Genomic DNA, 23,405 nt, shown 5'->3' with positions numbered 1-23,405 from the left:
CGCCGCTTTTCGAGTAACATAGGTTAAACGATTGCAACGATGCGGATTTTCTGAAAACGAAATTCCGCCCCTATTGCAAAGAAGTTTTAAAAGAATCTTAGAATTTTACGGTATAAACGGCTGACGGTGTGATTTCCGTCAAACCGTTGACCGGGCTCTTTATGACCGAAGCGGTAAATTTCCAGCCTTCGGGATTCGGATCGGAAAGCGCGGCCTGCATTTTTTCGTAATCCCTTGCAAACAGGAACGTGTGAATCAGCTGTAAGCCATAAATTGCACCTAATAGCCATTGTGCTTGGTTATATTGGGAAGTTGCGCGGTCGTAATTGCTGAAATAAGGATTCGTTGCCGCCGCAGTGGTTAAGACTCTCGTAACCAGTGCAGTCGTTCGAACGGTTTCGTCCGAAGTTACCGGATTTAAGTTCGGATCCGAGAACGTAAGCGCCGTGATTGCAATGGAATTCGTTTTATATACGTTTTCTTCCGTAGCGGCCTTTTCTCTTGCATTATTGGCATAAAGAGCGGCTCCGGCAAACAGCACTAAGCTGATCGCGGCCCATTTCTTTTGACCGACTTTCCATTGTCCCCAGCCTGGGAGAACGGCGGATCTCGCCGTAATGGTCCACTTCGTTTCTTTCCAAGTGGAAGGTGTCGGCGTTTCTTCCGTTTTTGTTTCTTGCTTAGTTATAACTTTCTTCGTTTCTTCTTTTTTAGGATCTTTCAGATTGATTTCGGAAATTTCCGTTTTAGGAATCGTTTGCACTTTTCCGTTCACTTCGATCTGAACTTCGGTTCTCGATTGATTTACGATCTTACCCTGAAGGGTTTTACCGTTTTTCAGAGTGATTGTACTGGCTGCCAGAGGGAGTGAAATCGTAAAAACAAGAAATAAAACTCCCGAAGAGGCTACGATTTTAGATATTCGAGACATATAATTATAATTCCGATTCCTAATCATGAAATTTTATGATTCATCTTTTCTACAAGAAATTATCTTTTTGCTTGAAAAAACAAGTAGGAATCGGCGATCCTCATTACTGTGGCACACACACCCGAGTTAGAAAAGCTCTACAACCACAACAAAGATGATTTATTTCATTATATAAAAAAATCGTTCTACGACGAAAATTCTGCACAAGACATCCTGCACGATTCGTTTCTAAACTTTTTTCGATATTATGAAAATAAGGATCTTCCCGATCCTACTTCTTGTAGGATGATTCTCTTTAGAATCGCGCGGAATTTAATTATTAACCACGCAAAATCCTATTATCAAAGAAATGTCTCCTTAGTCGGCGAAGATACCGGTAATAATTTTGCGTCCAAATCCCCAAGTCCGGAATCGTCCGTAATGGAAAAATTCGACCAATCGGATGTTAAAAGTACTATGGATTCCCTTTTGGAAGCCATTTCCCCGGAATACAAAGAGGCCCTGTTGCTACGGTATCAGCAGGACCTGAAACTGGATGAAATTTCTAAAATTCTCGGAATGAGTATCTCCGGTGTTTCGAGGTTGATCGAAAGAGCAGAGAAGGCGCTTGCCCAAGAAGGCAAAAAAATAGGTTTTCAACCGGGAAACTATATATAAGGTATTATTTCCTACCGTCTTATATTTTGAAAAAGAATCAATTCGGACTACTGGTGATAAAAAAATTTCAGAAATGGAAAAAAAAAGGTCAAATTGACTCCTATAGTTTGTTTAACAAACAGGAAGCGGGACGGCTTGAATTGCAGACCCGGGAAGCATGAATATGGAAAACAAAATAAATACTCCCGAATTTGAAGGATACGCGCGGCTCCTTAGAGAAAAGGACTCTGTATCTCAACTCCCGGCATTCGATCCGAACTGGGTCGGAATGAAGCCCCGCTTCATCGTGGAGGACAAAATAATGAGTGTTCCGACTGATACTAAAATTCTGCATTTTCCAAAAACTGCATGGCTGGCGGCAGCGGCCGTATTATTACTTACGATTGGAGGAGCTTGGTTTAGCCTAAGAAATCCGAAAGTTGAACCGGAAATTGTTCAAGGAACTCCTCTGAAAGCGGCGGTCGTCTTTGTAAAAGGTAAGGCTTCCGTAATGAGAGATGTGGAAATCAAGTTACACCAAGGCGATCTTTTGAATGAATCCGATATCATTCTTACCGAAGCGGGCGGAGCGGTTGACATCGGCTTAACGGATTCCAGCGTAATTCGCGTTAAAGAAAACAGTAGATTGATCCTGAAAGAACTGAGAGAAAACAACGGTTCTCAAATTAGAATGAATCTCGCAGCCGGTAGATTGTTGAACGTAGTCGAGAAAGAGAAAAAAGGAAGCAACTTCTACGTGGAGACACCGTCTGCGGTCGCAGCGGTTCGCGGGACTTCGTTTGAAGTAAACGCATCCGAAAGCGAATCCGTAGTCTTCGTAGCGGACGGCGCCGTTGAAGTTACTTCTCTGAACGCATCCAAGAAAGTGTATATCTTAGAAGCTTCTAAACTCGTAACCGTAAATAAAGACGGAGAAGTGGAATCGATCGATCTTTCCAAAGTGAATTCTACACTTCCTGAATATAAGGATATGAAGAAGAATCTCGGAACTCTCGATAGCGAACTTCTGAACGACGTGCAAAATCTGAAAACCGCTAAAACGGAAGAAGAATTGAGCAAGATCTACGATCTCAGCATCGAACATATCATCATGAAAGACGGAAGAGAACTGAGAGGGGTGGTCGTTTCCCAGAAAAAAGGGAAACTGGTCGTTCAAACTCTGAAAGGTTCTTACATCCTGGATGAAGATGCGGTGGATAAGATCAAGTATTGATCTAAGTTTAAATCGCTTGTCGATCGAAGCCGTTTGAAGTTTCTTCAAGCGGCTTTTTTATTGTACGGAGATTCTTTTTACGGCGACCGATCGAAAACAAAACGCGTCGAAAGTCAGGAGTGTCCGACTCGCGTGCCGAAATTTACGTGTTGGGATTTGAGAAGATTAGAATATTCTAAATTTTTGATCAATCGTCAATGCGATCATAAACCCAAGAATCCGCAGACCAGGCTCCCCCTCCGAATAGCAAGAGAGAGAGGCCCATGCTGACCGCGAGAATGTGATATTCGAATCCTTCTCCGCCTTGATTGCCGAACCAGTTCATAAAGAAACCGATTTCTCTGTGAGTCCATCCGGCCACCGCCAATGTGCATGTGATTCCGAATGCGGCCAATCGTGTGCCGAGTCCTAATACGAGCGCGATGGATCCGAAGAACTCGGAAACGATCGCTAAGAAAGCGAGTGCGGCCGGAAATTCCGCCGTGTTCACTAAAAAATCCATCGAAGCTTCGTAACCGACGCCGCCGAACCATCCCATAAGTTTTTGAGCGCCGTGCGGGAAAATGCAAATTGCAAGACCGATCCGCAGAAAAAGCGGTGCAAGAGATTCTCGTGTAAAAAAAAAGCGGTGGATCATGTTCGACTCCGAAGAATGTCCGTTGTATATTTTGCCGAAGTTTCCCGAAAGAAAAAAGCGAGGACTTCTTGTTTCGGAAACGGAAGTGTGGGAACTCCTAAATATTATGTCCCATTTATAAACAATCCTTGAATCTCGTAATTAGGAATTATCATCATTTGCATCGTGCGGACCTATAGATAGCCGACACGTCGAGTTCTTAATGGGTGGGCATTCTTCATTGAACCGATTCGTTTGTGTAAAGCTCTGCGGAAATCCGGAGGATTCTCCCTTAAAATCGTTGTCGAAACGCCCCAATTCTAAAAATCTGGCATTAGATTATTTGGCGGGAAACCTATGTCCGAAGAAACACAAGAAAAGAAAAACAAAAAGATCAATAAAATGACCGTTGCTGAGATCAACGCGGCTCTTCAAACTTCTAAAGAAAAGATGAACGGCAGTTCCAGCAAATACATCCTGCATTTGAATGCTAGATTGGAAGAACTCGCAGCTAAGGGTAAGAAATAATTTCATTCCTTTTTCCGGTCCGTCGGTTTTCGACGGAACCCGGCCCTTGCTTCTTCGATCTTTCTAAATTCCCCAATCCTTGCTTCAATTCATCGACATAAAACACCAGTATGCGTCGGCAGTTCTGTTCGACGGATTTTCCTGGCATATCAAACCCGGGTCCCGCGTTTGTTTGGTCGGACCGAACGGTTCGGGCAAATCCACCTTGTTTCGGATTGCGGAAGGAAAATTCGTTCCCGATAGCGGAAGCGTCGCCAAGTCCAAGAACACCGAAATCTCCATATTCCAACAGATTCCGGACTTCGATCCAGAAGCGAAGGTCATCGATACTGCATTAGCAAAACATAAACATTATAAAGAATATTCCGAGCGATTGAACGAAATCAACGGTAAGTTCGATTCGATCTCGCACGACTCGAAAGAATTCACCGAACTTTTGGACGAACAGAGTTCTTTGGAAGAATACGCGTTCACTTACGGGGTTCACGAACTCGAATCCAAAGCGCGTAAGGTTTTGGGCGGATTGGGATTTTCAAACGCTCAAATGGAGATGAAGGTTCGGGAATTTTCTCCCGGTTATCAACACCGTCTCGGCCTTGCGATCACTCTTTTGAATCCGGGCAACTTATTGTTGTTAGACGAACCTACCAACCACTTGGACAACGCGTCCAAACAATGGCTCGCGGATTATCTGAATTCCACGGGACAATCCTTCGTTCTCGTGACGCACGATCCCGAATTCCTAAACGCAACCTGCGATACGATCGCCGAACTTTCTCCTTCCGGCGTGATCGAATTCCGCGGAACTCTCGAAGAATACTTCGAACACAAGAACGAACTTCAGGAAAAACTTCAGGCTCAATACGATAAGGAAGAATCCTATCTCAAAAAGAGAATGGAATGGATCGAACGGTTTCGCGCGAAAGCGACCAAGGCGAGACAAGTTCAATCCGCGATCAAGAAACTCGAAAAAAGGGATAAGGTGGAAGCTCCGGAAGAATCCTTCTGGAACTCGAAGTCGGATTATCAATTCAACTTTATCTCTTCCGGTAAAATCACCGCAAGGATCGAAGACGGCGCTTTTTCCTATTCGGGAAAACCTCCGTATGTTTTCAGCGGAGCGAATCTCGAAATTTCAGCGGGAGATAAGATCGCGGTCGTAGGTCCGAACGGCGCCGGTAAGTCCACCTTCCTACGATGTTTATTAGAAATTCATAAATTAACTTCGGGTAAGATTTATTACGGACCGAAAACGAAGATCGGTTACTTTTCCCAAAACCATCACGAGGAACTGGATCCTTCCAAAAATCTTCTTCAGACGGTGATGGGTGCGTATCCTGATCTGACCGAACAACAGGCGCGAAGTCTTCTCGGTTATTTTTCGTTTTCGGACGACTCTGTTTACAAACAAACCGGTCTTCTTTCCGGGGGAGAACAAAGCCGTCTTCGTTTGGCCCTTCTTGTTCGCTTTCCTACCAACTCGATCTTTTTGGACGAACCTACCAACCACTTGGATTTGGTCGTTCGCGACAATTTACGAAGAGCGCTTATGGCCTACGAAGGTTCTCTTTTGATCATTTCGCACGACCCCGAATTTTTAAAGGATCTTTGCAACCGCACGATTTCCGTGGATCAAGGACAGATTCGGGATTTTAACTGCAGTTTTGCGGATTATCTGAAATACAATCTCGAAGAAACGGTTCCTTCTAAAATGCAGAACGGAAACGGTTCCGCGAAAAAAGAGGACGGTCAACAAACCCGTTCCAAAAAGAACGCCGATAAAAATCGTATTAAAAAAATACAAAAAGATCTGGAACAGATCGAAGCTAAGATCGAACTTTTGGAAAAGTCCAAAAAGAATCTGGAAGAAGTTTTGGCCGATCCCGGTTTTTTTAAGAATCGCAGTTATCAATTGGAACTGGATAATTTCAACGAGGCAAAAAACGAAATTGCTCGTTTGACTTCGGAATGGGAATCGCTTCAATTGGAATTGGAAGAACTTTCAGGGACAGTCTAATCTGCGGATGGGGCGGAAATTCGATCCGTTTGTCGAAACTTATATTTTATCTTTAAACTGAGGAACACCGTCTTATGACACCGAAAGAATTAAAAACGAGATTGGATCTGAGAAAAGCGGGACAGGATTCATTCTTTTTACTCGACGTAAGAAATCCGAACGAAGTGGAAATCAGTACGATCGAAGGAACCGATCTTTTAATCCCTGTCGGCGAGCTCCCGAACCGCGTCGGCGAAATCAATCCTTGGAAAGAATCCGGTAAGGAAGTGATCGTCTATTGCCGTTCCGGCGGACGTTCGGGAATGGCCTGCGGAATTTTAAAACAATCCGGTTTTGCAAAGGTGCATAACGTGGAAGGCGGCATTCTTCTGTATTCGGACGAAGTGGACCCTTCACTCGCTAAATATTAGTCTTTTTGAAAGCGCGGTTCTTGCGTTTTCTCCGAGGTTTCCGTTTAACGGATCGGGCCGCAGGAAGCCGCCCGAAAAAGGATTTCAAGATCGAATCCGATCTAATAAAATGAGGTCGATCGTTTTACGGAGATTTTCGTTTATTCGCCGAGAAGAATTCTGCGGAAGTATAAAAAGCCTTCGTCCAACGGATCGTCTTTTCCGCCGCGGCGACGTTTGAGCATATTCGTTAAATCTAATACCATCAAACCGTACATCCAACCCCACATCATTCTCGCGATGGCAGGATATTCCGCTTTCGGAAGTTTGAATTCGTGGCTAGCGCATCCGTTGCGGATCGTTTCCAAAAACACGCGATAGCTTGTCGGCAAACTCGGAAACGCTTTGCGGTGCATGTGACCGTGAACGGTGTTGAACATCACCTTGTGCAGTTCCTTGTTGTTCAGAGAAAAGTCCCAATACGCTCTCGCGATTCCGGCCAATTTTTCGAACGCGTTGTTCCCGTTCCTCTGCGCGTTTCGGAGAAGTTGCGTGAGTTCGGTTTCTCCCTTTGCGATGAGAACCTGGATGATTTCCTCTTGGCTCTTAAAGTGAGAATAGGGACTTGCGACGCTGCAGTCCAATTTTTCGGCGATCTTTCTCATCGAAAGACCTTCGATTCCTTCTTCCTGTAGGATCTCCATCGCAACTTGTACGATGTTTTCCCGGTTTAGGCTGTTTCTGGATCTTCTTTTGTGTCGAACTGCAGTTGTCATCTTTGATTCTAAACTCGGATCAAGCCGCTTTGGAAACCGGAACCCTTCCCTGAGTCGTCCAAACGTCTCGTTTTATGTTTATGATCCCAACTTTATGCAACCCCTTCATGATCTGAAAGCAAAAATCCACTTCCCACCATTTATATGCGAAGTTCGGGGAAGTCGGGTGACCGTGGTGATTGTTCTGATACAATTCTCCCATGGTTAAAACATCGATCGGTAACATATTCTTAGACTCGTCTTTTGTCTTAAAATGATTCCGATAGCCGTATTTATGTCCTCCCCAGTTCACGATCGCCCCGTGAATCGGTCCCATCAGCCAATGAATCGGGAGCAGCAAATACCAAGCCCATTGTCCTTCCGGAACGAAGGCAATGTAATAGAAGGCGTATAAAGAGCCGAATCCGATCCGAAACCACCAATTTTGACCGAGTAGATCGATCGATTTCCAGCGAGGAATAAAATCCCGTGTAAACTCGGGGTTTGCCGGAACTCTGTCATACGCGAAGTCGTCGTAGATTTTTTTCGTTTTGATCATCATATCGAACGCATTCTTGGAAAAATGGGGAGAATGCGGATCATCTTCCGTGTCGCTGTAAGAATGGTGCATTCGATGCAGAACCGCGTATCCGTATGGATTCAAATAAGAAGGTCCTTGCAGAACCATCGTTAAGAAATGGAAGAACCGCTCCCATTTACGATTCATCGAAAACATCGCGTGAGCGGCGTATCTGTGTAAAAAGAAGGTTTGGGCGAAAACCGAACCGAACCAGTGGGCAAAAAATAAAATTAAAATGGGGACCATAAGGGGCCTCCTTTTGTTTTTTCTCTTCAGTGAACAATGTTCATTATGACCAAAATAAACGAACATTGTTAATTAAGTAAAGAGAAAAAGGAAAAGAATTCCTACTTTCCAAAATTGGCTTTTTTTGAGGATTTGGAAGAAAAGACAAAACGGGTAGAATCGCCTTATTTCGAAGGTTTCTTTCTATTTTTAGGTGGCATCGGTGGTAGCAAAAAAGGCTGTAAAAAAGAAATCTGTGGGAACTCCCACTTCCAAATCCGCTTTGAAACGCGGTTCGGCCTCGAAGTCCGGAAAAACCCAATCCAAAAGTCGGAACTCCGGCGCATCCGCGAAGGCCTCCGCAAAATCCGGCCCTCCTTCCAAAACGAACGGTAAAAGCAACAACGCCATCCTTTCTCAAAAATCACAAATCGGTTCTTCCAAAGCGAACAAGGGACAACATTTTCCCGCGCCTTGGGATTTAAAGGGAGAAGGATTTCTTTTCCCACTTTGGGCCAAAAAAGATTACAACCGTGAAATGGGATTCTTTTCCGACGAAGATTCCAAACAATATAAAGGCGGCCTCGGTTCTCTGATGCTCGTGAACTACGAGACGAGCGATGTCGGGCCATATTACGAACTTCTTTATATCCCCGGAAACTTCGAATACAAGGACGAGTCCTACAAACGAATCACGAGAATTTTCGTTTCCAGTCAAAAATCGGTCGAAGAGGGAATTCTCAATTGGGCGATTCCTAAAGAAAGAGCGGACTTCGTTTGGATGAAGGAAGGAAATCTTACGAAAATTTCCGCTTATCGAAACGGAAAAGAATTCTTCCGTGTTACGATCGCGACAAAAGGTTTTTCCTTTCCGGTTTCGACAAAAATTCTCCCGTACACCTTATTGCAAAAATCACCCGAAGGATATCTACAAACTCGGTTTGTCGGGAAGGGCAAGGGAAGAATTGCGACCATCCAAGAAATTTGGAGCGACGAAGCCGTGTTCCCGGACGCGATCAAAGGCGGTATGTTCAAAACGGGAATTCACGCGAACCCATTCGAGCTCGTGTTTCCCGTTGCGGGCAAGGTGGACTGAAATAGGAAATGAAATATCGTATCGATTGAAACGGCCTCGATCAAAAGTAAAAAACGTCGGATTAGCGGAAAATGAAACAGTGAAACGGCTCGCGACCCGAAACGAACGCAGGAGTCGAAACCGAACGGAATCGACTCGAAGTAAGCGCATTCAATATTTAGAATATTAGAGTTATTAGGAGTAATCATGGAAGAAGCGGTCATCCTGGACGGTATTAGAACCCCGTTCGGTAATTTTGGAGGAACTCTCAAGGACCTCAGTGCGGTGGATTTGGGAGTTTTGGCTTCGAAGGCAATCTTAGAAAAAACCGGAGTTTCTCCGGATGCGATCGGCGAATCGATTTTCGGAAACGTAATTCCGACCGGTAAGGAAGCGATTTACCTCGCGCGTCATATCGGTTTGAAAACCGGTCTTCCCCTCGCGGTTCCCGCGTTGACGTTGAACCGTCTTTGCGGCTCCGGCATGGAAGCGATCGTGCAAGCCGCTAAGAAGATTTATCTCGGCGATGCGGACGCGGTTCTCGCGGGCGGCGTCGAGTCGATGAGCAACGCGCCTTACGTTGTAAGAAACGCCCGTTGGGGAGTTCGCTACGGTTCCGCCGAATTCGAAGACACTCTCGAACAAGGTCTTACCGATCAGTTTGTCGGTTTAATCATGGGTCAAACCGCGGAGAATCTTGCGGACCAATATAAAATTTCCAGACAAGAACAAGACGAGTGGGCGGCGACTTCTCAAACTCGTGCTGAAAAGGCTACGAACGAAGGCCGTTTGAAAGAGGAGATTCTTCCCGTTACGATCGGCGGTAAAAAACCGGTTACATTAGAAAAAGATGAATTTATCAAAGGCGCTGCGGGTGCGGAAAAACTCGGAACCTTAAAAGCGGTTTTCCGCGACGGTGGAACGGTCACCGCTGGAAACGCTTCCGGGTTGAACGACGGAGCCGCTGCGACGATCGTTGCATCCGCTTCGTACGCCAAGAAACTCGGTAAAAAACCGCTCGCGATCATTCGCGGTTACGGTCATGCGGGTTGTGATCCTGCGAAGATGGGAATCGGACCTGCACTTGCGATTCCTGCCGCTCTGAAAAAAGCGGGATTGAAACTTTCCGATATGAGTTTAGTGGAAGTCAACGAAGCGTTTGCGGCTCAGTATCTCGCGGTTCAAAAAGAACTCGGTTTGGATCCTGCGATCACCAACGTGAACGGCGGTGCGGTTGCGATCGGACATCCGCTTGGAGCTTCGGGTGCAAGAGTTACCATCACTCTCGCATACGAACTCAAGAGAAGAAAGGCGAAATACGGAGTGGCTTCTCTTTGTATCGGAGGCGGTCAGGGGATCGCTCTCGTTCTGGAAAATCCGGAAGCATAAGAGAATCGAACGTTACGGTGGGAAGAATTCTTCCTTACCGTTTATGCCGAAAAGCCCGGGTTCCCCGGGCTTTTTTACTGGATGAAGCTTAGTTTTAGGAAACGCTTGTTGTTTACATTGACAGATCTCTCCAAAACAAAAAAAGAATTGAATTTCAAGTCTTTGCAATCATGGAACAACGATTTCAAATAGGATCCGATCTTCATTACGGATTGCTCTTTCTAACAGCGCTCTTGGTCTTCGTTTTGATTTGGATCGCGAAGAAGGACAAAACCGGAATTCTTTCCAAAAGAATCGGTTTCGTGATCGCTTCGATTCTGATTGTAAATTATATCGTCTACGTAATTTATCGGATCGATTCCGGTCATTGGGAAATCCGCTACGACCTTCCGATGGAATTCTGCAACTGGTCGATGATCGTAACTTCCATTGCGTTGTTCACACACAATCGAACGTTCGCCGAACTTTCGTATTTTTGGGTGATGAGCGGATCGATCAACGGAGTTGTAACGCCCGATCTGCAGGTTACTTTTCCCCATATCTATTTCTTTATCTTTTTTATCGCGCATTCGGGACTGGTTATTGCTTCCTTGTATATCGTATTCGGTTTGAAATTGGAGCCCCGCCCTTGGGCGATTTTACGGGCGTTTTTGTATTCCCAGGTTTTCTTCGTCTCCGCGTTCTTCATAGATTATCTGCTTGATGGAAACTACGGGTATATGATGGCAAAACCGAATGGAGGCTCCGCTCTTGATCTTCTCGGCGATTGGCCCTACTATTTGATTCAGATGCAGATGATCGGAACCGCGTTCTTCTTTTTCTTGTATTTGCCATTCTATTTTAAGAATCGCAAATCATTAAAACTTTCGATGAATTGACCGGCCTTCAGCAGGAAACGTTGGAGTTCCTACAAATTTCGGTGAACGACGAGGTCGTCTGGTTTGGCTCGTAAAAGTTGGAGTTCCTACATTTTCAACTTCGGTGTTGAAAACGATTGGATTTCCCCCGAAAAGGGGATAACTTCAGGTTAGAATCGAAGAAGGAAAGAATTCGAATTCATCCGGCCGCAGGTAGTAGTTCCTACAATCTCGAATGGAATTCCGAGGAGTTCCTACAGCGAATAGAAGCCTTCTTTCAAGTTCTACGAGGCATTTGGCTTTCGTACCTTCTTGACGGTAAAGGATTCCCTTCGAATCCTGCATACAGAGCTCTTCAATCCAGGTTCCAATACCGAATTCGAGGCTGTACCGGAAATGAGACACCGGCTATCGGCGATCCAGGCGGGATGCCCGGAACCATCGGACGAGTTCAATTTCGACCAAGGTGTGCTATTAAAATGGAATTTGCCCTTTCCAGCGAACAGAAAGAATTACGCGAACTCGCCCGAAAATTCGCGAAAGAGGAAATGCGTCCTCGCGCGGAACATCACGATCATACGGGAGAATATCCCATTGAAGTCTTAAAGAAAGCCTGGGAAATCGGGCTGATGAACATTCACATCGAACCTCAGTTCAACGGTTCGGGAATGGCGGAACTCGACGATGTTATCATCGGTGAAGAATTATTCTGGGGTTGTTCCGCGATGGCGACCGCAATCCTTGCAAACAATCTCGCGTTAGCCCCGGTTCTCTTAGGAGCGAGCGATCGAATCAAAAAAGAATTCGTTCAACCTATGACGGAAGAATTCAAACTCGCCGCTTATGCGGTAACCGAACCGGGCGCGGGTTCGGACGTTGCGGCGATCCGCACCTCCGCAAAAAAAGTCGGAGACGAATACATCATCAATGGATCCAAAATGTGGATCACCAACGCGGGTTACGCGGATTGGTTTTTCGTTCTTACCAAAACCGATCCGTCCGCGGGCCACAAAGGAATCACGGGCTTTATCGTAGATGCCAAATCACCCGGCATCATCATGGGAAAGAAAGAAATCAACATGGGACAGAAATGTTCCGACACACGCGGAATCACATTCGAAGACGTGAAAGTTCCCGCGTGGCAAATGGTAGGACGCGAAGGAGAAGGTTTTAAAATCGCGATGGGAGCTTTCGACCACACACGTCCCGGAGTTGCGATCGGAGCCGTCGGCGTCGCAAGAGCCGCGATGGAACATTCCATCAATTATGCGAACACGCGCAATACCTTCGGTCGTCCGATCATGGACAACCAGGGAATTTCCTTTATGATCGCGGAAATGGCGCGCGATATCGAAGCCGGAAGACTTCTTTGTTATCAAGCCGCTTGGATGATCGACAACGGATTCAGAAACACGTATCAAGCCTCCATCGCGAAGATGTTCTGCGCGGATATGGCTATGAGAGTTTGTACGGACGCGGTTCAAGTTCTTGGCGGATACGGATTCAACACCGAATATCCGGTTGAAAAATTAATGAGAGACGCTAAGATCTTCCAAATCTACGAAGGAACTTCGCAAATTCAAAGAATGATCGTTTCTCGTTTCCTCGCCGACGGAAAGGGAATCGAGGGACCGAACCTCTGAAAGACTATTCTCTCACATTCGAGGAATTCTCCGCGCAAGCCGAGCGCGGAAATTTAATCCCCGTTTTCAAACAGGTCTTTTTGGACATGGAGACCCCGGTCTCGCTGTTTGCAAAATGGGGATGTGAATCGTCAAAAAATTCTTTCCTGCTCGAATCCGTCGAAGGCGGTGAAAAGCTGGGAAGAAATTCCTTTCTGGGAAAAACGCCTTCCCGGATTCTGCAAGGGAAGAACGGCCTTTTTTATATCACCGTAGGCGACGAACCTGCGACCGAAATCATCACATACGATCCTTTGGTGCTTCTGGAAAATCTTCTCGGAGACGACGTTTACGTTCAGGATTATCGTTTGCCTCCGTTTGCGGGCGGCGCGGTAGGATTTTTGTCCTTCTCCGCGGTTCGTTATTATGAAAACATTCCCGATACGAAGCCCGAGGATGAAAACGCCCCCGATTGTTACTTCGCGATTTGCGACGAACTTCTCGTGGTCGATCATATCGATCACGTTTTAAGAATCGTGGTCAACGCAAGGATCGGAGAATTCGATTCTCTCAGAGAATGTTACGACGCCGCTCTCAAAAAAATCGATTTTATCGAAGAGGAAATCCGAAACGGAGTCATCCCCGATGAAATCAAAAATCCGAAAGCCGTCCACGGAACTTTACAACTAAATCCGAATATTCCGGATGAGGAATATAAGAAGAATGTGGAGCGCGCCAAGGAATACATCAAGGCGGGCGATATCTTTCAAGTCGTTCCTTCCAGAAAGCTCCAATTTAAACCGGAGGTTTCTCCGTTTCAAATCTATCGCGGCTTGAGAACGGTCAATCCGAGTCCTTACATGTATTATCTGAAACTTGGGGAAATCACGATCGTGGGAAGTTCTCCCGAAATCATGGTGAAATACGCGGGCAATCAGACGTATTTGCGTCCGATCGCCGGAACCCGTCCCCGAGGCAAGAACGCGAGCGAGGATCAATATCTCGAAGAGAATCTTCTCGCGGATCCGAAGGAAATCGCGGAACATATCATGCTCGTCGATCTAGGACGCAACGATCTCGGAAGAGTTTGTATGCCGGGAAGCGTCCGCGTGAACGACTTCAAAGTCATCGAAAAATATTCTCACGTGATGCATATCGTGAGTCAATGTTCGGGCGAACTCGACGAGGAAAAAACCGTTTACGATCTGATCCGCGCGACTCTTCCGGCCGGAACTGTTTCGGGCGCTCCGAAAATCCGCGCGATGGAAATCATCGACGAATTGGAGACCACACGCCGCGCGATCTATTCGGGAGCGCTCGGTTATATCTCTTTTTCCGGAGAAAGCGATCTCGCGATCATCATCCGCACGATCGTGTTCTACGGAGACACCGCATTCTTACAAGCGGGCGGAGGAGTCGTGTACGATTCCGTCGCCGAGTCGGAACTGGAAGAAACAAAAAATAAAATGGCCGCACTTTTGAAAGCGGTGGAGTTCGCGAGAAACGGACTCAAAGGAGAATGGAAGTAATGCTTCTCCTCATCGACAATTACGATTCTTTCACATACAATCTTTATCAGTATTTCTGTCAGATCGGAAACGACGTCGAAGTTTATCGAAACGATAAAATCACGTTAAACGAAATCAACGAACTCAAACCGAAAGGAATCATTCTTTCTCCGGGACCGGGTCGTCCCGAAGATTCCAAGGTTTGTCTGGACGTGATCCGCGAACTCGGCGGCAAACTTCCTATCTTCGGGGTTTGTCTCGGACATCAGGCGATCGGTCTCGTTCACGGCGGTAAAATCGTTTCCGCACCTTCGATCATGCACGGTAAGGTTTCTTTGATCGAACACGACGGTAAGGACATCTACAGAGGAGTCCCTTCTCCGTTCGTCGCAACGCGTTATCATTCTCTCGTGATTCAACCCGAAAGTATGCCGAAGGAATTGGAAGTCGCTTCCAAAACGCACGACGGCGTGATCATGGGCGTTCGTCACAAAACCAAAAAGCATCTTTACGGAGTTCAATTTCATCCGGAATCCATCATGACCAGCGCCGGACTGGATCTGGTCAGAAACTTTTCCTCAATCGTCCAGGAGCTATGAAGTTTTTTTTCAGACTTCTATCGTATTCCGTACGTTATAAGTATCGATTCTCGCTCGGAATCGTCTTCGCGTTGTTAACCGCGATCTTAAACGCGGTTTCCTTAACGGCTCTGATCCCCTTATTCGATTCTCTCGGCAACGACAAACAAACACGCTTTCAACTGCAGATGACCCTGCCCGAACAGAGAATTCTCCTGAAACAAAAAGTATTCGGGGAAGAATCCTTGGACGGTCTCGAACGAACCAAACTTCTTTTGATCGACGCGAAGGAATGGGTCAACGGAAGAACCAAAGGTCTCGAACCGAAAGAAGTCGTTTGGGCGATCTGCATCATCGTGATGCCTTTGTATCTTCTCAAATTGATTACGTATTTATTATCCGTTTTCTGCATCGCGACCGCAGGTTACAAAGCAGTGCGCGACATTCGGCAGGAACTTTTCGAAAAGAATCAGCTTCTTCCTTTGACGTATTTCTTTAAGGAGAAGACCGGTTTGATGATGAGTAGAATCATCAACGACGTCGAAGTCGTGGCAGCGGTGATTTCCAGCAACTTTCGGGACGCTACGATCAACTTCTTTTACGTCGTTACGCACTTGATGGTATTATTATATTTGAATACGGAACTTCTGTTGATCGCATGCCTCACGGTTCCGGTCATCATTCTTCCCGTGACGTTGTTTACGAGAAAGATCACCAAGTCCACCGCGAGATCCCAGGAGAAGATGGCCGATCTCAACGCGAACATCCAAGAGATGATTTCCGGAATCAAGGTGATCCGCGTTTTTAACTCGGAAACGTACGAACAGGAAAAGTTCGGTAAGATCAATCACAACGTCTACCGAAGAAACTTCAAAGGGCAGTTTTATCTTCAGATCGCTCCTTCTCTCGTCGAGTTGACTTCTTCGATCGTGGTTCTCGGTTTTTTTGCCGCGGGCGCGAGTTTGATCTACAACGGAAGATTCACGCAAGGGGAATTCATGGCCTTCTTGTTGACGCTTCTCTTTCTGCTCAGACCTCTTACGCAGCTTTCCCAGATGGTCGGAAAGATCACGCAGTCCATCGCTTCCGGGAAAAGAATTTTCGAAATCATCGATTTGGAAACGGAAGATCACAGCGAAGAAAGCAAAGTCGCGGCTTCTCCCTTGTCGCAGAGCATCGAATTTAAGAATTTATTTTTCTCGTATCCGGGAACCAATGCGGCCGTTTTAAAAGACATCAATCTGAAAGTGAAAAAGGGTGAAACGATTGCGTTGATCGGCGCCAGCGGTTGCGGCAAGTCCACGCTCATGGACTTGCTTCCGCGGTTTTTCGATCCGACCTCCGGTTCGATCGAGTTTGACGGAGTCGATGTGCGCGACATCAGCCTCGGCGATCTTCGCAAAAAGATAGGAATCGTAACTCAGGATATTTTTCTCTTTCACGGAACGGTTGCGGATAATATCGCCTATGGAAAACCGGGGGCGACCCGCAAGGACGTGATCCGCGCGGCCAGGCTTGCGCACGCGCACGACTTTATCAAACAGATGGACAAAGGATACGACAGTATTCTCGGAGTTCGGGGTTTGAATCTTTCCGGCGGACAAAGACAACGTCTCGTGATCGCGCGCGCTTTGTTGCGCGACCCGGAAATCATGATCTTGGACGAAGCGACTTCCGCTCTCGACGTGGAATCGGAAAGACTCGTCAGCGACGCTCTCCGAAGATTGTACGCCAACAGAACTACATTCGTAATCGCTCATAGACTTTCCACGATCAAGGACATTCCCCGGATCATCGTCATGGACAACGGCAAGATCGTGGAAGAGGGAAATCACAATTCCTTATATGAGCAAAACGGAATCTACCGAAAACTTTCGGACAATCAATTTGCGGCTAATAACGGAGTATTACCATGAAAAAAAGCGTCTTGATCGTGGACGACAACGACCGCTACGCGAACAACCTCAAGGTATGGTTTGAAAAAAAAGGATTTGAAACCGTGCGCGCGATCGACGCGGCCCAAGGTTGGGAGATTTATTCCAAGGATAAGAACCGATTTCATACGATCGTGACGGACATCACGATGGAAACGCAAACTTCCGGTCTTTGGATGATCCGCAGGATTCACAAGGACGGATATCAGGGAAACAAAATCATCGCGACCACCGGTTTCGATTTTCCCGGCGTGATGTTTTTTTCGGCTTCGATTCTTCCTTGGTTTGCTGGAATCGGTTGGATGGTTCCTAAGGTTCCGCTCAAGGAAGGAACGGTCGTGTTCCTTCCTACCGCGTTAAAAAGAAAAACGAACTTCGAATCCGTTCTTTAAGAAAACGTTCTAAACTCAATTCTCCGGAGTTTGTCCGCCTTCGTTGGAAGGTTGATTTTCCGTTTCGGACGGATTGGCGGCAGGGTCGGTCTCTTCCATCTCCGAAGCGGGAGTGAACTTGTTCTCCTTTCTCCGATATTTGCCTTTGCCTTTCTTTTTCTCTTTCGGAGGAGCAATGATCGTTCTGATTTTCAAATACGGACCGAACACCCAGGATTGAAAGGTTTCATAATAACTTTCCGGATTTTTGGATTCCAAAAGAAGAAGGTAATAATGATCTTCCACGTATTTATCGCCGACCTTTTGGATAAAACGACGATCGCTCTTCTTCAAAATCTTACCGACTTCTCCCACGGTTAGGTTCCGCATCTTGCGCGAAGTAGGATAAGGATTCTCTTGGGAAGAACCTCCTTCGACTTGAATCGTTCCGAATTGATAAAACGCCTTTCTCAGATAAAGCTGCGCCAAAACCCTTTGAGTCAATTCGTCCGAAGTGGAACTTTCTAATATTCTAATAAACGAATAGGTTCCGTAAAGACTCGTGTTCTGGCCGATCGCCTCGATGATGTTTCGCACGAGTTCCGGTTTTGTTTCGAGGGTTTGTTCCAAAATTCTAAGCGAAGCGCGGGTTCTATGAATTCCCAACGCTTCGATCGCGGTCTTTTGAAGTTCGGGATCTTCCGATTCCAAATAGGTTTTGAATAGTTTGAGGTCGTCGTTTACCTGAAACGCGGCCAAACCCAAGATGGAGGCCTTGACGATTTCGGTTCTGGAAGAACGGATTCCCTGACGGATCAAAATATCTCGAGCGGAAGGATCCTTGGTTTTACCCATTCCTCTCCAGGAGGAAAACTGAATATCCGGATCGTTCGACTTGATTCCTCTGAAAAAATAATCCAAGGAAGAGGGGGAACCGATATCGGCTAACGCCTTGTAGGCGGCCTGTCTCACCGCTTCTCCGTCCCGTTCGATGACGTGATGCAGTGTCCTTACTCCGCCTTTTCCCATTCTACCGATGGCTAAAACGGCGGCGGCGCGCACTCTCGGAATCGAATGAGTGAGCGCGATCCGATCCAAAACCTTATAACGTTTTTCCGCTTCCGCGCGGAAGACGGTCAGAATTCCTTTTTTGAGGGAAAGATCGTAATCGATCTCTTGTCTTTCTTTCGGAGTGAGATCCTTTCGTTTTCTTTTTTCATACGAAGAAATTCCGTCCGATTCCTCCGTAAGATTTCGCGGATCGTCCACGTTCAAACCGCCGGAAGAATTTCCGTCCGTCGAAGATTCTCCCGAACCAGGAGTTTCCGCGGAGTCGTCAGGAGCGTCGACTTGTTTCGCAAGCCCGCCGTTTTGTTTCGAAATTGAAATCGATTCCGCTTTCAGACCGGAAAGACTCAATGAAGAAAGAAGGACAACGTAAAACGATACGTTTCGAATTTTAAAAAATGAGGACATGGGCAGCCTTTAAACGGTAAAAATTTTTCTTAAGGGTCTATTCATAAGTTCGGTCGATTTTTCAGCTTTTTCACGCTTTTTTCCGTGACAAGCATGATTTCCGAGAACATGAATGCTTGACGGAAACCTTCAAACCTGCTACGTTTTAGCTAAAAGGAGAATATTCTTTATTAGCAAGCTCAGCGGCAACCTCAACGGTCTCAAATCCAATCAAATCCAAAGACTGAAAAAAATTTCCGAAAAAAGAATCCGGGAAGATGTAATCGTTAGTCAAGAAATTTCACGCACTCTCTGCGAATTATCCTTAGAAATCAGCAAACAAATCGGAATCCTAATCGATCGATCGGGTTACGTTACTCATGTGTTAGTCGGATCCGACAATTCCATCGAGATCCCGTTTTTGGACCGCCTTCGTACGTCGGAAGCCAGGCTGCGCGGCCTAAGGCTCGTTCACACGCATTTAAAGGGAGAATCTTTGAACCAGGAAGATTTGACCGACTTGGCCTTGCTACGTTTGGACTATATCACCGCGATCGTAATGGATTCTTCCGGAAATCCGAACGGGTATTACTCGGCGCACGTAAATCCGGAATCGGAAGACGAACTTTGGACCGTTCTCCCCAAACAATATCCGGGTCAGCTCAAGGAAGGAATCATCGAAGAAATCCTGGACATCGAGTCCATGCTGTCTCGTTCGAGAAGAAATCTGAAGGACGCGCAAAAAGAGAACCGGGCCTTCTTGGTCGGCGTATATCCCGAAAGAACGACCGGCCGACATCCGTCCTTATCCATGGAAGAATTAAAGGAACTCTGTAGAACCGCGGAGGTTCACGTTGTGGATACGTTTATGCAGAGAAAGAATCGTCTCGATCCTTCCACGGTTCTCGGAAAGGGAAAACTCGAAGAGATCATCCTGAAGGCGATTCAGAAACACGTGGAACTTCTCGTGTTCGATCTGGAACTTACTCCTTCCCAAGCGAAGAAGATTTCGGACATCGCAGACATCAAGGTCATCGATCGCACTCAGTTGATTCTCGATATCTTTGCGAGAAACGCGAAGAGCCGAGACGGTAAACTGCAGGTCGAATTGGCTCAGTTGAAATATCTCAAAGGACGTCTAACGGAGTTGGACGACAACATGTCGCGCTTGACCGGGGGAATCGGAGGACGAGGGCCGGGGGAAACGAAACTCGAGATCGGAAAACGGAGAGTCGAGGAACGGATCACAAGACTCGAAGTGGAACTCAAATCCCTTAAAAAAAGAAGGGAGATCAATCGGAGACAAAGAAAGAAAAACGAACTTCCGGTCGTTGGCATCGTGGGATATACGAACGCGGGAAAATCCACTTTGTTAAACGCGTTGACCAACAGCGAAGTCCTTTCCGAAAACAAGTTGTTCGCGACTCTCGATCCGACTACGAGAAGAATCCGTTTTCCGGAAGAAAGAGAAATCATCATTTCCGACACGGTGGGATTCATCCACGATCTTCCTCCCGAACTTTCCAACGCGTTCAAAGCGACCTTGGAGGAATTGGGCGATTCCGATCTTTTGATTCACGTCGTCGACGTTTCCAATCCGGATTACAAACTTCAGATGGAAGCCGTGGAAAAGATTCTGGAAGAATTAGAACTTTCTCATATACCGATGATTCAGGTTTTCAACAAGATCGATAACCTCGAAAAGTTCAAGACTTGGGCCGGGGCAAACGAAGATTCGAACGGATACAAAAAATCCTCCCGTCCTTCGATCAATCACGGACCGGGCTTGGAAGCGATCGCCGATTTAAAAGAGGATCTGGGAATCGATCTGTACTCGGATACGGTTCTCGTATCCGCATATAGGGGATGGGGTTTAAAGACTTTATTGGATCTTTTGGAAGAAAGAATCTACGCGAAGGCTTTTTTAGCTTCGTCCACGGAGTGATAGATCTCCACCTTCTTAGGCAGTTCCATCAAACGAATCACGTTTTCCAAAAAGTGATTCAATCCCCCGATCACGATCTTGCCGGAATGCTGATCCACGGTTTTGATCAAGGTAAGAATCGTAGCCACGCCGACGCTGTTGATGTATTCGAGCGCCGAAAGATCGAGGATGATGTTGTAAACTTCTTCCTCGAAAATAAAATGAATTTTACGGGAAATCTCGAACGAATTGGAGTTCGTCACCTTGCCGTTGAACACGACGAGTTGGACCTCCTTATTGGGGAGACTCGTTTTTGTAGTCTCAATATACAATGAATCGAATTCTACTCTCGCCATGAAAATTCCTTTTATCGTTCCGGGTAAAGTTTCCCGTCTTTGTATTTCAGTCGGACTTTCTCGCCTTCTTGGAAAGTATCGGCATCGTACCGACCTTTTAAAACAACTTGAATCCTTCCTTTTCCCGGAATCGCACCTTCATATTCCAGGTAGTTCCTTCTATGAGAACGTTTTTTTTCAAATTCCACTACGCGCCCTTTCAGAAAATCGTCCAGATTTACATCGGAAGTCCCGAAGGTCAGAAGATTCTCCTCTTGGCCCGGATCCAGGAATAAGTCCAGATGCTCCCCATTCTCCTCCGAATGCAAAGACAAAGTGAATTCTTTCCATTCCACAGGACGGAATTCTCAGAGTTTATCTTCCAATCGGATCGCAACCGAAGAGTGTCGAATCAAGGAAAGTCCGTCGATGATCTTCAACGATTTCTTGATATTCTCCTCCGTTGCCGGATGCGTAATAACAACAACTTCAACAGGTTCTTTTTCAACTTCGTTTTGTCTCACGGAAGAAATCGAAACTCCATGATCTCCCAGTACCTTGGAAATTTCGGAAAGAACTCCGGGCAAATCCACGGTGGTAAATCGGAGATAGTAACGAACCAGGGAACCGTTGGCTTCCGAGATCGTCGCTTGCGGAAAAAGATTCTTTTCCGGCGCGATTCCCTTGTTTCTTCTCGCTCCGTAATACAGAATATCGGAAACAACGGAAGAAGCCGTCGGCAACGAACCCGCTCCTTTCCCCACGAACATTCCCGGTCCTGCGTAAGCGGTCTGATAATAAACCGCATTCATCTCGTTCATGATGTTCGCGAACGGATGTTTTACGGGAATCATCACAGGTTGAACTCGGGCTTCGATCTTATTCGACAACTTCCGCACCAGTCCCAGAAGTTTAATTCTGTAACCGAGTTCACTCGCAAATTGAATGTCCAATCCGCTAATCTTTGTTATACCTTCGATTTGTACGCTCTGTAAAGGAATTTTTTCGGAGAATGCCAAACTTCCTAAGATGCTGATTTTGTGGGCCGTATCGATTCCTTCCACGTCGAAGGTGGGGTCTTTTTCCGCAAAGCCCAAGTCTTGCGCGATACGCAACGCTTCCGAATAATCCAGATGTTCCAATTCCATCTTGGAAAGAATGAAATTCGTAGTTCCGTTTAATATGCCGTATAAGGAAAGAAAGGAATCGCTTCCGAGTCCGGATTTGATGGAACGGATCACCGGAATCGCTCCCGCGACCGATGCTTCCATTCCGATTTCCAAACCTTGTTCGTAAGCCAAAGAGAACAACTCATCCCCTCTTTGAGAGAGAAGTGCCTTGTTTGCGGTGATCACCGTTTTACCGTTCTTTAACGCTTCTTTCACGATGGAATATGCGATGTCGGTGCCGCCTACGAGTTCCAGAATCACATCGATTTCCGGATCGGTGATCATTTTTTGATAATCGGATTCTAATTTACAATTCGGAAAATTTTGAAGTTCCTTTTTGATTTTTTCCGGTGAACGAGTGCAGATCGAAGAGAGGATCAAATCTAATCCGAACTTCTCCCGATACGAGGCGCTTTCCTGTTTAAGAATTTCTAAAACCCCCGATCCGACGGTTCCTGCTCCGATCAATCCAATGCGAATGCGTTCCATGGTTTACCATCTTCGAAATTTGCGGGGAAGATTCACTTCATTTTCAAAGGAAAAGCGTTGTTCCTTAACGGATCGAAATTTTAATTTACAACTTTTGATTTCTCTGGTACGAATCAAAGATAAGTCGTTAAATTCAACAACACAGGTCCAAATGGCAAACAAAAGAAGGCCTCCCCGAAAGAAACATAATTCAAATCAAAAAGGTTCGGGAGGAAACGAGAGGAATCGGGAAAACGCCGAATCCAACCGCGGCGGCAACGAACAGAGAGAAGGAAATCGAAGACATTCTCACCAACAACGCCAACAACACGGAAAGAATTTTCAAAGAAATCAAGAGTTCCATCGCAAGAGTCAAGAACTTGCAATGGAAAAAAGCGCTGAGCCTAAAGTCAGACCTCCCCGCGAAGGAGGCAAACTCGTAATCCGCATCATCCTTACGGGATGTATTTTGCTCTTGGGAATTTTCAGTTATTTCATCTGCGAAAACTATCACACAAAAACTCCTGTTTACGGCAAACGCGGCTGGGACGATACGTTCCATCGATCCGCGACTTGGGCCGAAGCGAAAGAGATCTGCGACGAAAAGGCGAAACGTCTTCCCGGTAAAGATCAGCTCAAAACCTTCAGCAAACGCGCCGATCAGAAACTGAAAAACGCGGGAGTGTTTTGGTCTTCCAGTCAAGACGGTGAAACCGGATATTACTTTTCGGTCAACTTAAAGGACGGGATGGAAACGAGCAGCCTCGGAACGATGAAATACAACGTGATCTGCGTTAAGTGAAACAGCG

22 protein-coding genes and 1 pseudogene are annotated in these 23,405 nt (G+C 46.2%); 15 read left to right on the top strand and 8 right to left on the bottom strand.

The genetic code is table 11. The features are described 5' to 3' along the window. Window positions 1–97 precede the first annotated feature (97 nt). A complete protein-coding gene (locus DLM76_RS03910; protein ID WP_118964396.1) occupies window positions 98–931 on the bottom strand; it encodes an LA_0442/LA_0875 N-terminal domain-containing protein in 834 nt (277 codons plus the stop codon). A 108-nt stretch (window positions 932–1,039) separates the two neighbouring features. Between DLM76_RS03910 and DLM76_RS03905 the strand changes: the two genes are divergently transcribed. Further along, the gene (locus tag DLM76_RS03905; protein ID WP_118964395.1) at window positions 1,040–1,588 is read left to right on the top strand and encodes an RNA polymerase sigma factor; all 549 of its coding nucleotides are present in this window, start codon (window positions 1,040–1,042) and stop codon (window positions 1,586–1,588) included. A 163-nt stretch (window positions 1,589–1,751) separates the two neighbouring features. After that, window positions 1,752–2,801, top strand: a complete 1,050-nt coding sequence (locus DLM76_RS03900) for a FecR family protein (RefSeq protein WP_118954863.1) — start codon at window positions 1,752–1,754, stop codon at window positions 2,799–2,801. Between the two features lie 187 nt (window positions 2,802–2,988). Here the strand turns inward: DLM76_RS03900 and DLM76_RS03895 are convergent, their stop codons facing one another. Continuing rightward, window positions 2,989–3,438 carry a DoxX family protein gene (locus tag DLM76_RS03895; RefSeq protein ID WP_118964394.1) on the bottom strand — a complete coding sequence of 150 codons (450 nt, stop codon included), beginning with the start codon at window positions 3,436–3,438 and terminating at the stop codon, window positions 2,989–2,991. A 336-nt stretch (window positions 3,439–3,774) separates the two neighbouring features. On the opposite strand from DLM76_RS03895, the gene DLM76_RS03890 reads away from it, so the two are divergent. From DLM76_RS03890 to DLM76_RS03880, 3 genes are all read left to right on the top strand, one after another. Further along, on the top strand, window positions 3,775–3,945 hold the full coding sequence (locus tag DLM76_RS03890; RefSeq protein WP_118954865.1) for a hypothetical protein: 171 nt from the start codon (window positions 3,775–3,777) through the stop codon (window positions 3,943–3,945). 79 nt (window positions 3,946–4,024) lie between these two features. Continuing rightward, complete coding sequence (locus tag DLM76_RS03885) at window positions 4,025–5,962, top strand: ABC-F family ATP-binding cassette domain-containing protein (RefSeq protein ID WP_118954866.1); 1,938 nt, start codon at window positions 4,025–4,027, stop codon at window positions 5,960–5,962. A 74-nt stretch (window positions 5,963–6,036) separates the two neighbouring features. Then, a complete protein-coding gene (locus DLM76_RS03880; protein ID WP_118954867.1) occupies window positions 6,037–6,372 on the top strand; it encodes a rhodanese-like domain-containing protein in 336 nt (111 codons plus the stop codon). Between the two features lie 140 nt (window positions 6,373–6,512). Here DLM76_RS03880 and DLM76_RS03875 read toward each other — a convergent pair whose 3' ends face one another. Both DLM76_RS03875 and DLM76_RS03870 read right to left on the bottom strand, forming a co-directional pair. After that, window positions 6,513–7,127 carry a TetR/AcrR family transcriptional regulator gene (locus DLM76_RS03875; RefSeq protein ID WP_118954868.1) on the bottom strand — a complete coding sequence of 205 codons (615 nt, stop codon included), beginning with the start codon at window positions 7,125–7,127 and terminating at the stop codon, window positions 6,513–6,515. Window positions 7,128–7,146: 19 nt separating this feature from the next. Beyond that, on the bottom strand, window positions 7,147–7,932 hold the full coding sequence (locus tag DLM76_RS03870; RefSeq protein ID WP_118954869.1) for an acyl-CoA desaturase: 786 nt from the start codon (window positions 7,930–7,932) through the stop codon (window positions 7,147–7,149). Between the two features lie 388 nt (window positions 7,933–8,320). Here DLM76_RS03870 and DLM76_RS03865 point away from each other — a divergent pair, with 388 nt between their 5' ends. The 8 genes from DLM76_RS03865 to DLM76_RS03830 all read left to right on the top strand — a co-directional run bounded on the left by DLM76_RS03865 (window position 8,321) and on the right by DLM76_RS03830 (window position 17,266). Further along, the gene (locus DLM76_RS03865; RefSeq protein WP_241548189.1) at window positions 8,321–9,007 is read left to right on the top strand and encodes an acetoacetate decarboxylase family protein; all 687 of its coding nucleotides are present in this window, start codon (window positions 8,321–8,323) and stop codon (window positions 9,005–9,007) included. A 186-nt stretch (window positions 9,008–9,193) separates the two neighbouring features. Further along, window positions 9,194–10,375: an acetyl-CoA C-acetyltransferase gene (locus tag DLM76_RS03860; RefSeq protein ID WP_118954871.1), complete on the top strand. Its 1,182-nt coding sequence runs from the start codon at window positions 9,194–9,196 to the stop codon at window positions 10,373–10,375. Window positions 10,376–10,545: 170 nt separating this feature from the next. After that, a complete protein-coding gene (locus DLM76_RS03855; protein ID WP_118964393.1) occupies window positions 10,546–11,253 on the top strand; it encodes a YwaF family protein in 708 nt (235 codons plus the stop codon). A 458-nt stretch (window positions 11,254–11,711) separates the two neighbouring features. Beyond that, on the top strand, window positions 11,712–12,875 hold the full coding sequence (locus DLM76_RS03850; RefSeq protein ID WP_118954873.1) for an acyl-CoA dehydrogenase family protein: 1,164 nt from the start codon (window positions 11,712–11,714) through the stop codon (window positions 12,873–12,875). A gap of 86 nt (window positions 12,876–12,961) precedes the next feature. Next, window positions 12,962–14,383 carry an anthranilate synthase component I gene (gene trpE, locus DLM76_RS03845; protein WP_118964392.1) on the top strand — a complete coding sequence of 474 codons (1,422 nt, stop codon included), beginning with the start codon at window positions 12,962–12,964 and terminating at the stop codon, window positions 14,381–14,383. Next, window positions 14,383–14,961, top strand: coding sequence for an anthranilate synthase component II (locus DLM76_RS03840; protein ID WP_118954875.1), 579 nt, complete (start codon window positions 14,383–14,385; stop codon window positions 14,959–14,961). The genes trpE and DLM76_RS03840 overlap by 1 nt, the downstream gene beginning before the upstream one ends. Further along, a complete protein-coding gene (locus DLM76_RS03835; protein ID WP_167450714.1) occupies window positions 14,958–16,856 on the top strand; it encodes an ABC transporter ATP-binding protein in 1,899 nt (632 codons plus the stop codon). Before DLM76_RS03840 ends, DLM76_RS03835 begins: the two co-directional genes overlap by 4 nt. Then, complete coding sequence (locus DLM76_RS03830) at window positions 16,853–17,266, top strand: response regulator (protein WP_118954876.1); 414 nt, start codon at window positions 16,853–16,855, stop codon at window positions 17,264–17,266. The genes DLM76_RS03835 and DLM76_RS03830 overlap by 4 nt, the downstream gene beginning before the upstream one ends. 15 nt (window positions 17,267–17,281) lie before the next feature. Here DLM76_RS03830 and DLM76_RS03825 read toward each other — a convergent pair whose 3' ends face one another. Then, window positions 17,282–18,721 carry a HEAT repeat domain-containing protein gene (locus tag DLM76_RS03825; protein ID WP_118964391.1) on the bottom strand — a complete coding sequence of 480 codons (1,440 nt, stop codon included), beginning with the start codon at window positions 18,719–18,721 and terminating at the stop codon, window positions 17,282–17,284. 56 nt (window positions 18,722–18,777) lie between these two features. On the opposite strand from DLM76_RS03825, the pseudogene hflX reads away from it, so the two are divergent. Further along, window positions 18,778–20,645, top strand: a pseudogene (hflX, locus tag DLM76_RS03820) (GTPase HflX). On the opposite strand, the gene DLM76_RS03815 reads toward hflX, so the two are convergent. Genes DLM76_RS03815 through DLM76_RS03805 form a run of 3 tightly spaced genes read right to left on the bottom strand, consistent with a single transcriptional unit; the run spans window position 20,609 to window position 22,617 of the window. Next, on the bottom strand, window positions 20,609–20,980 hold the full coding sequence (locus DLM76_RS03815) for an STAS domain-containing protein (protein WP_100760641.1): 372 nt from the start codon (window positions 20,978–20,980) through the stop codon (window positions 20,609–20,611). The pseudogene hflX and the gene DLM76_RS03815 sit on opposite strands and share 37 nt — an antisense overlap. A gap of 11 nt (window positions 20,981–20,991) precedes the next feature. Then, entirely contained in the window at window positions 20,992–21,315 is a 324-nt protein-coding gene (locus DLM76_RS03810; protein ID WP_118954879.1) for a hypothetical protein, read from the bottom strand. A gap of 12 nt (window positions 21,316–21,327) precedes the next feature. Further along, a complete protein-coding gene (locus DLM76_RS03805; RefSeq protein ID WP_118954880.1) occupies window positions 21,328–22,617 on the bottom strand; it encodes a homoserine dehydrogenase in 1,290 nt (429 codons plus the stop codon). 151 nt (window positions 22,618–22,768) lie between these two features. Here DLM76_RS03805 and DLM76_RS03800 point away from each other — a divergent pair, with 151 nt between their 5' ends. Beyond that, window positions 22,769–23,398, top strand: a complete 630-nt coding sequence (locus DLM76_RS03800; protein ID WP_118964389.1) for an LIC_10572 family protein — start codon at window positions 22,769–22,771, stop codon at window positions 23,396–23,398. Window positions 23,399–23,405: the final 7 nt, after the last annotated feature.

The sequence above is a fragment of the Leptospira yasudae genome (assembly GCF_003545925.1).
Lineage (GTDB): Bacteria > Spirochaetota > Leptospiria > Leptospirales > Leptospiraceae > Leptospira > Leptospira yasudae.
This window is presented reverse-complemented; position numbering and strand designations above follow the sequence as displayed.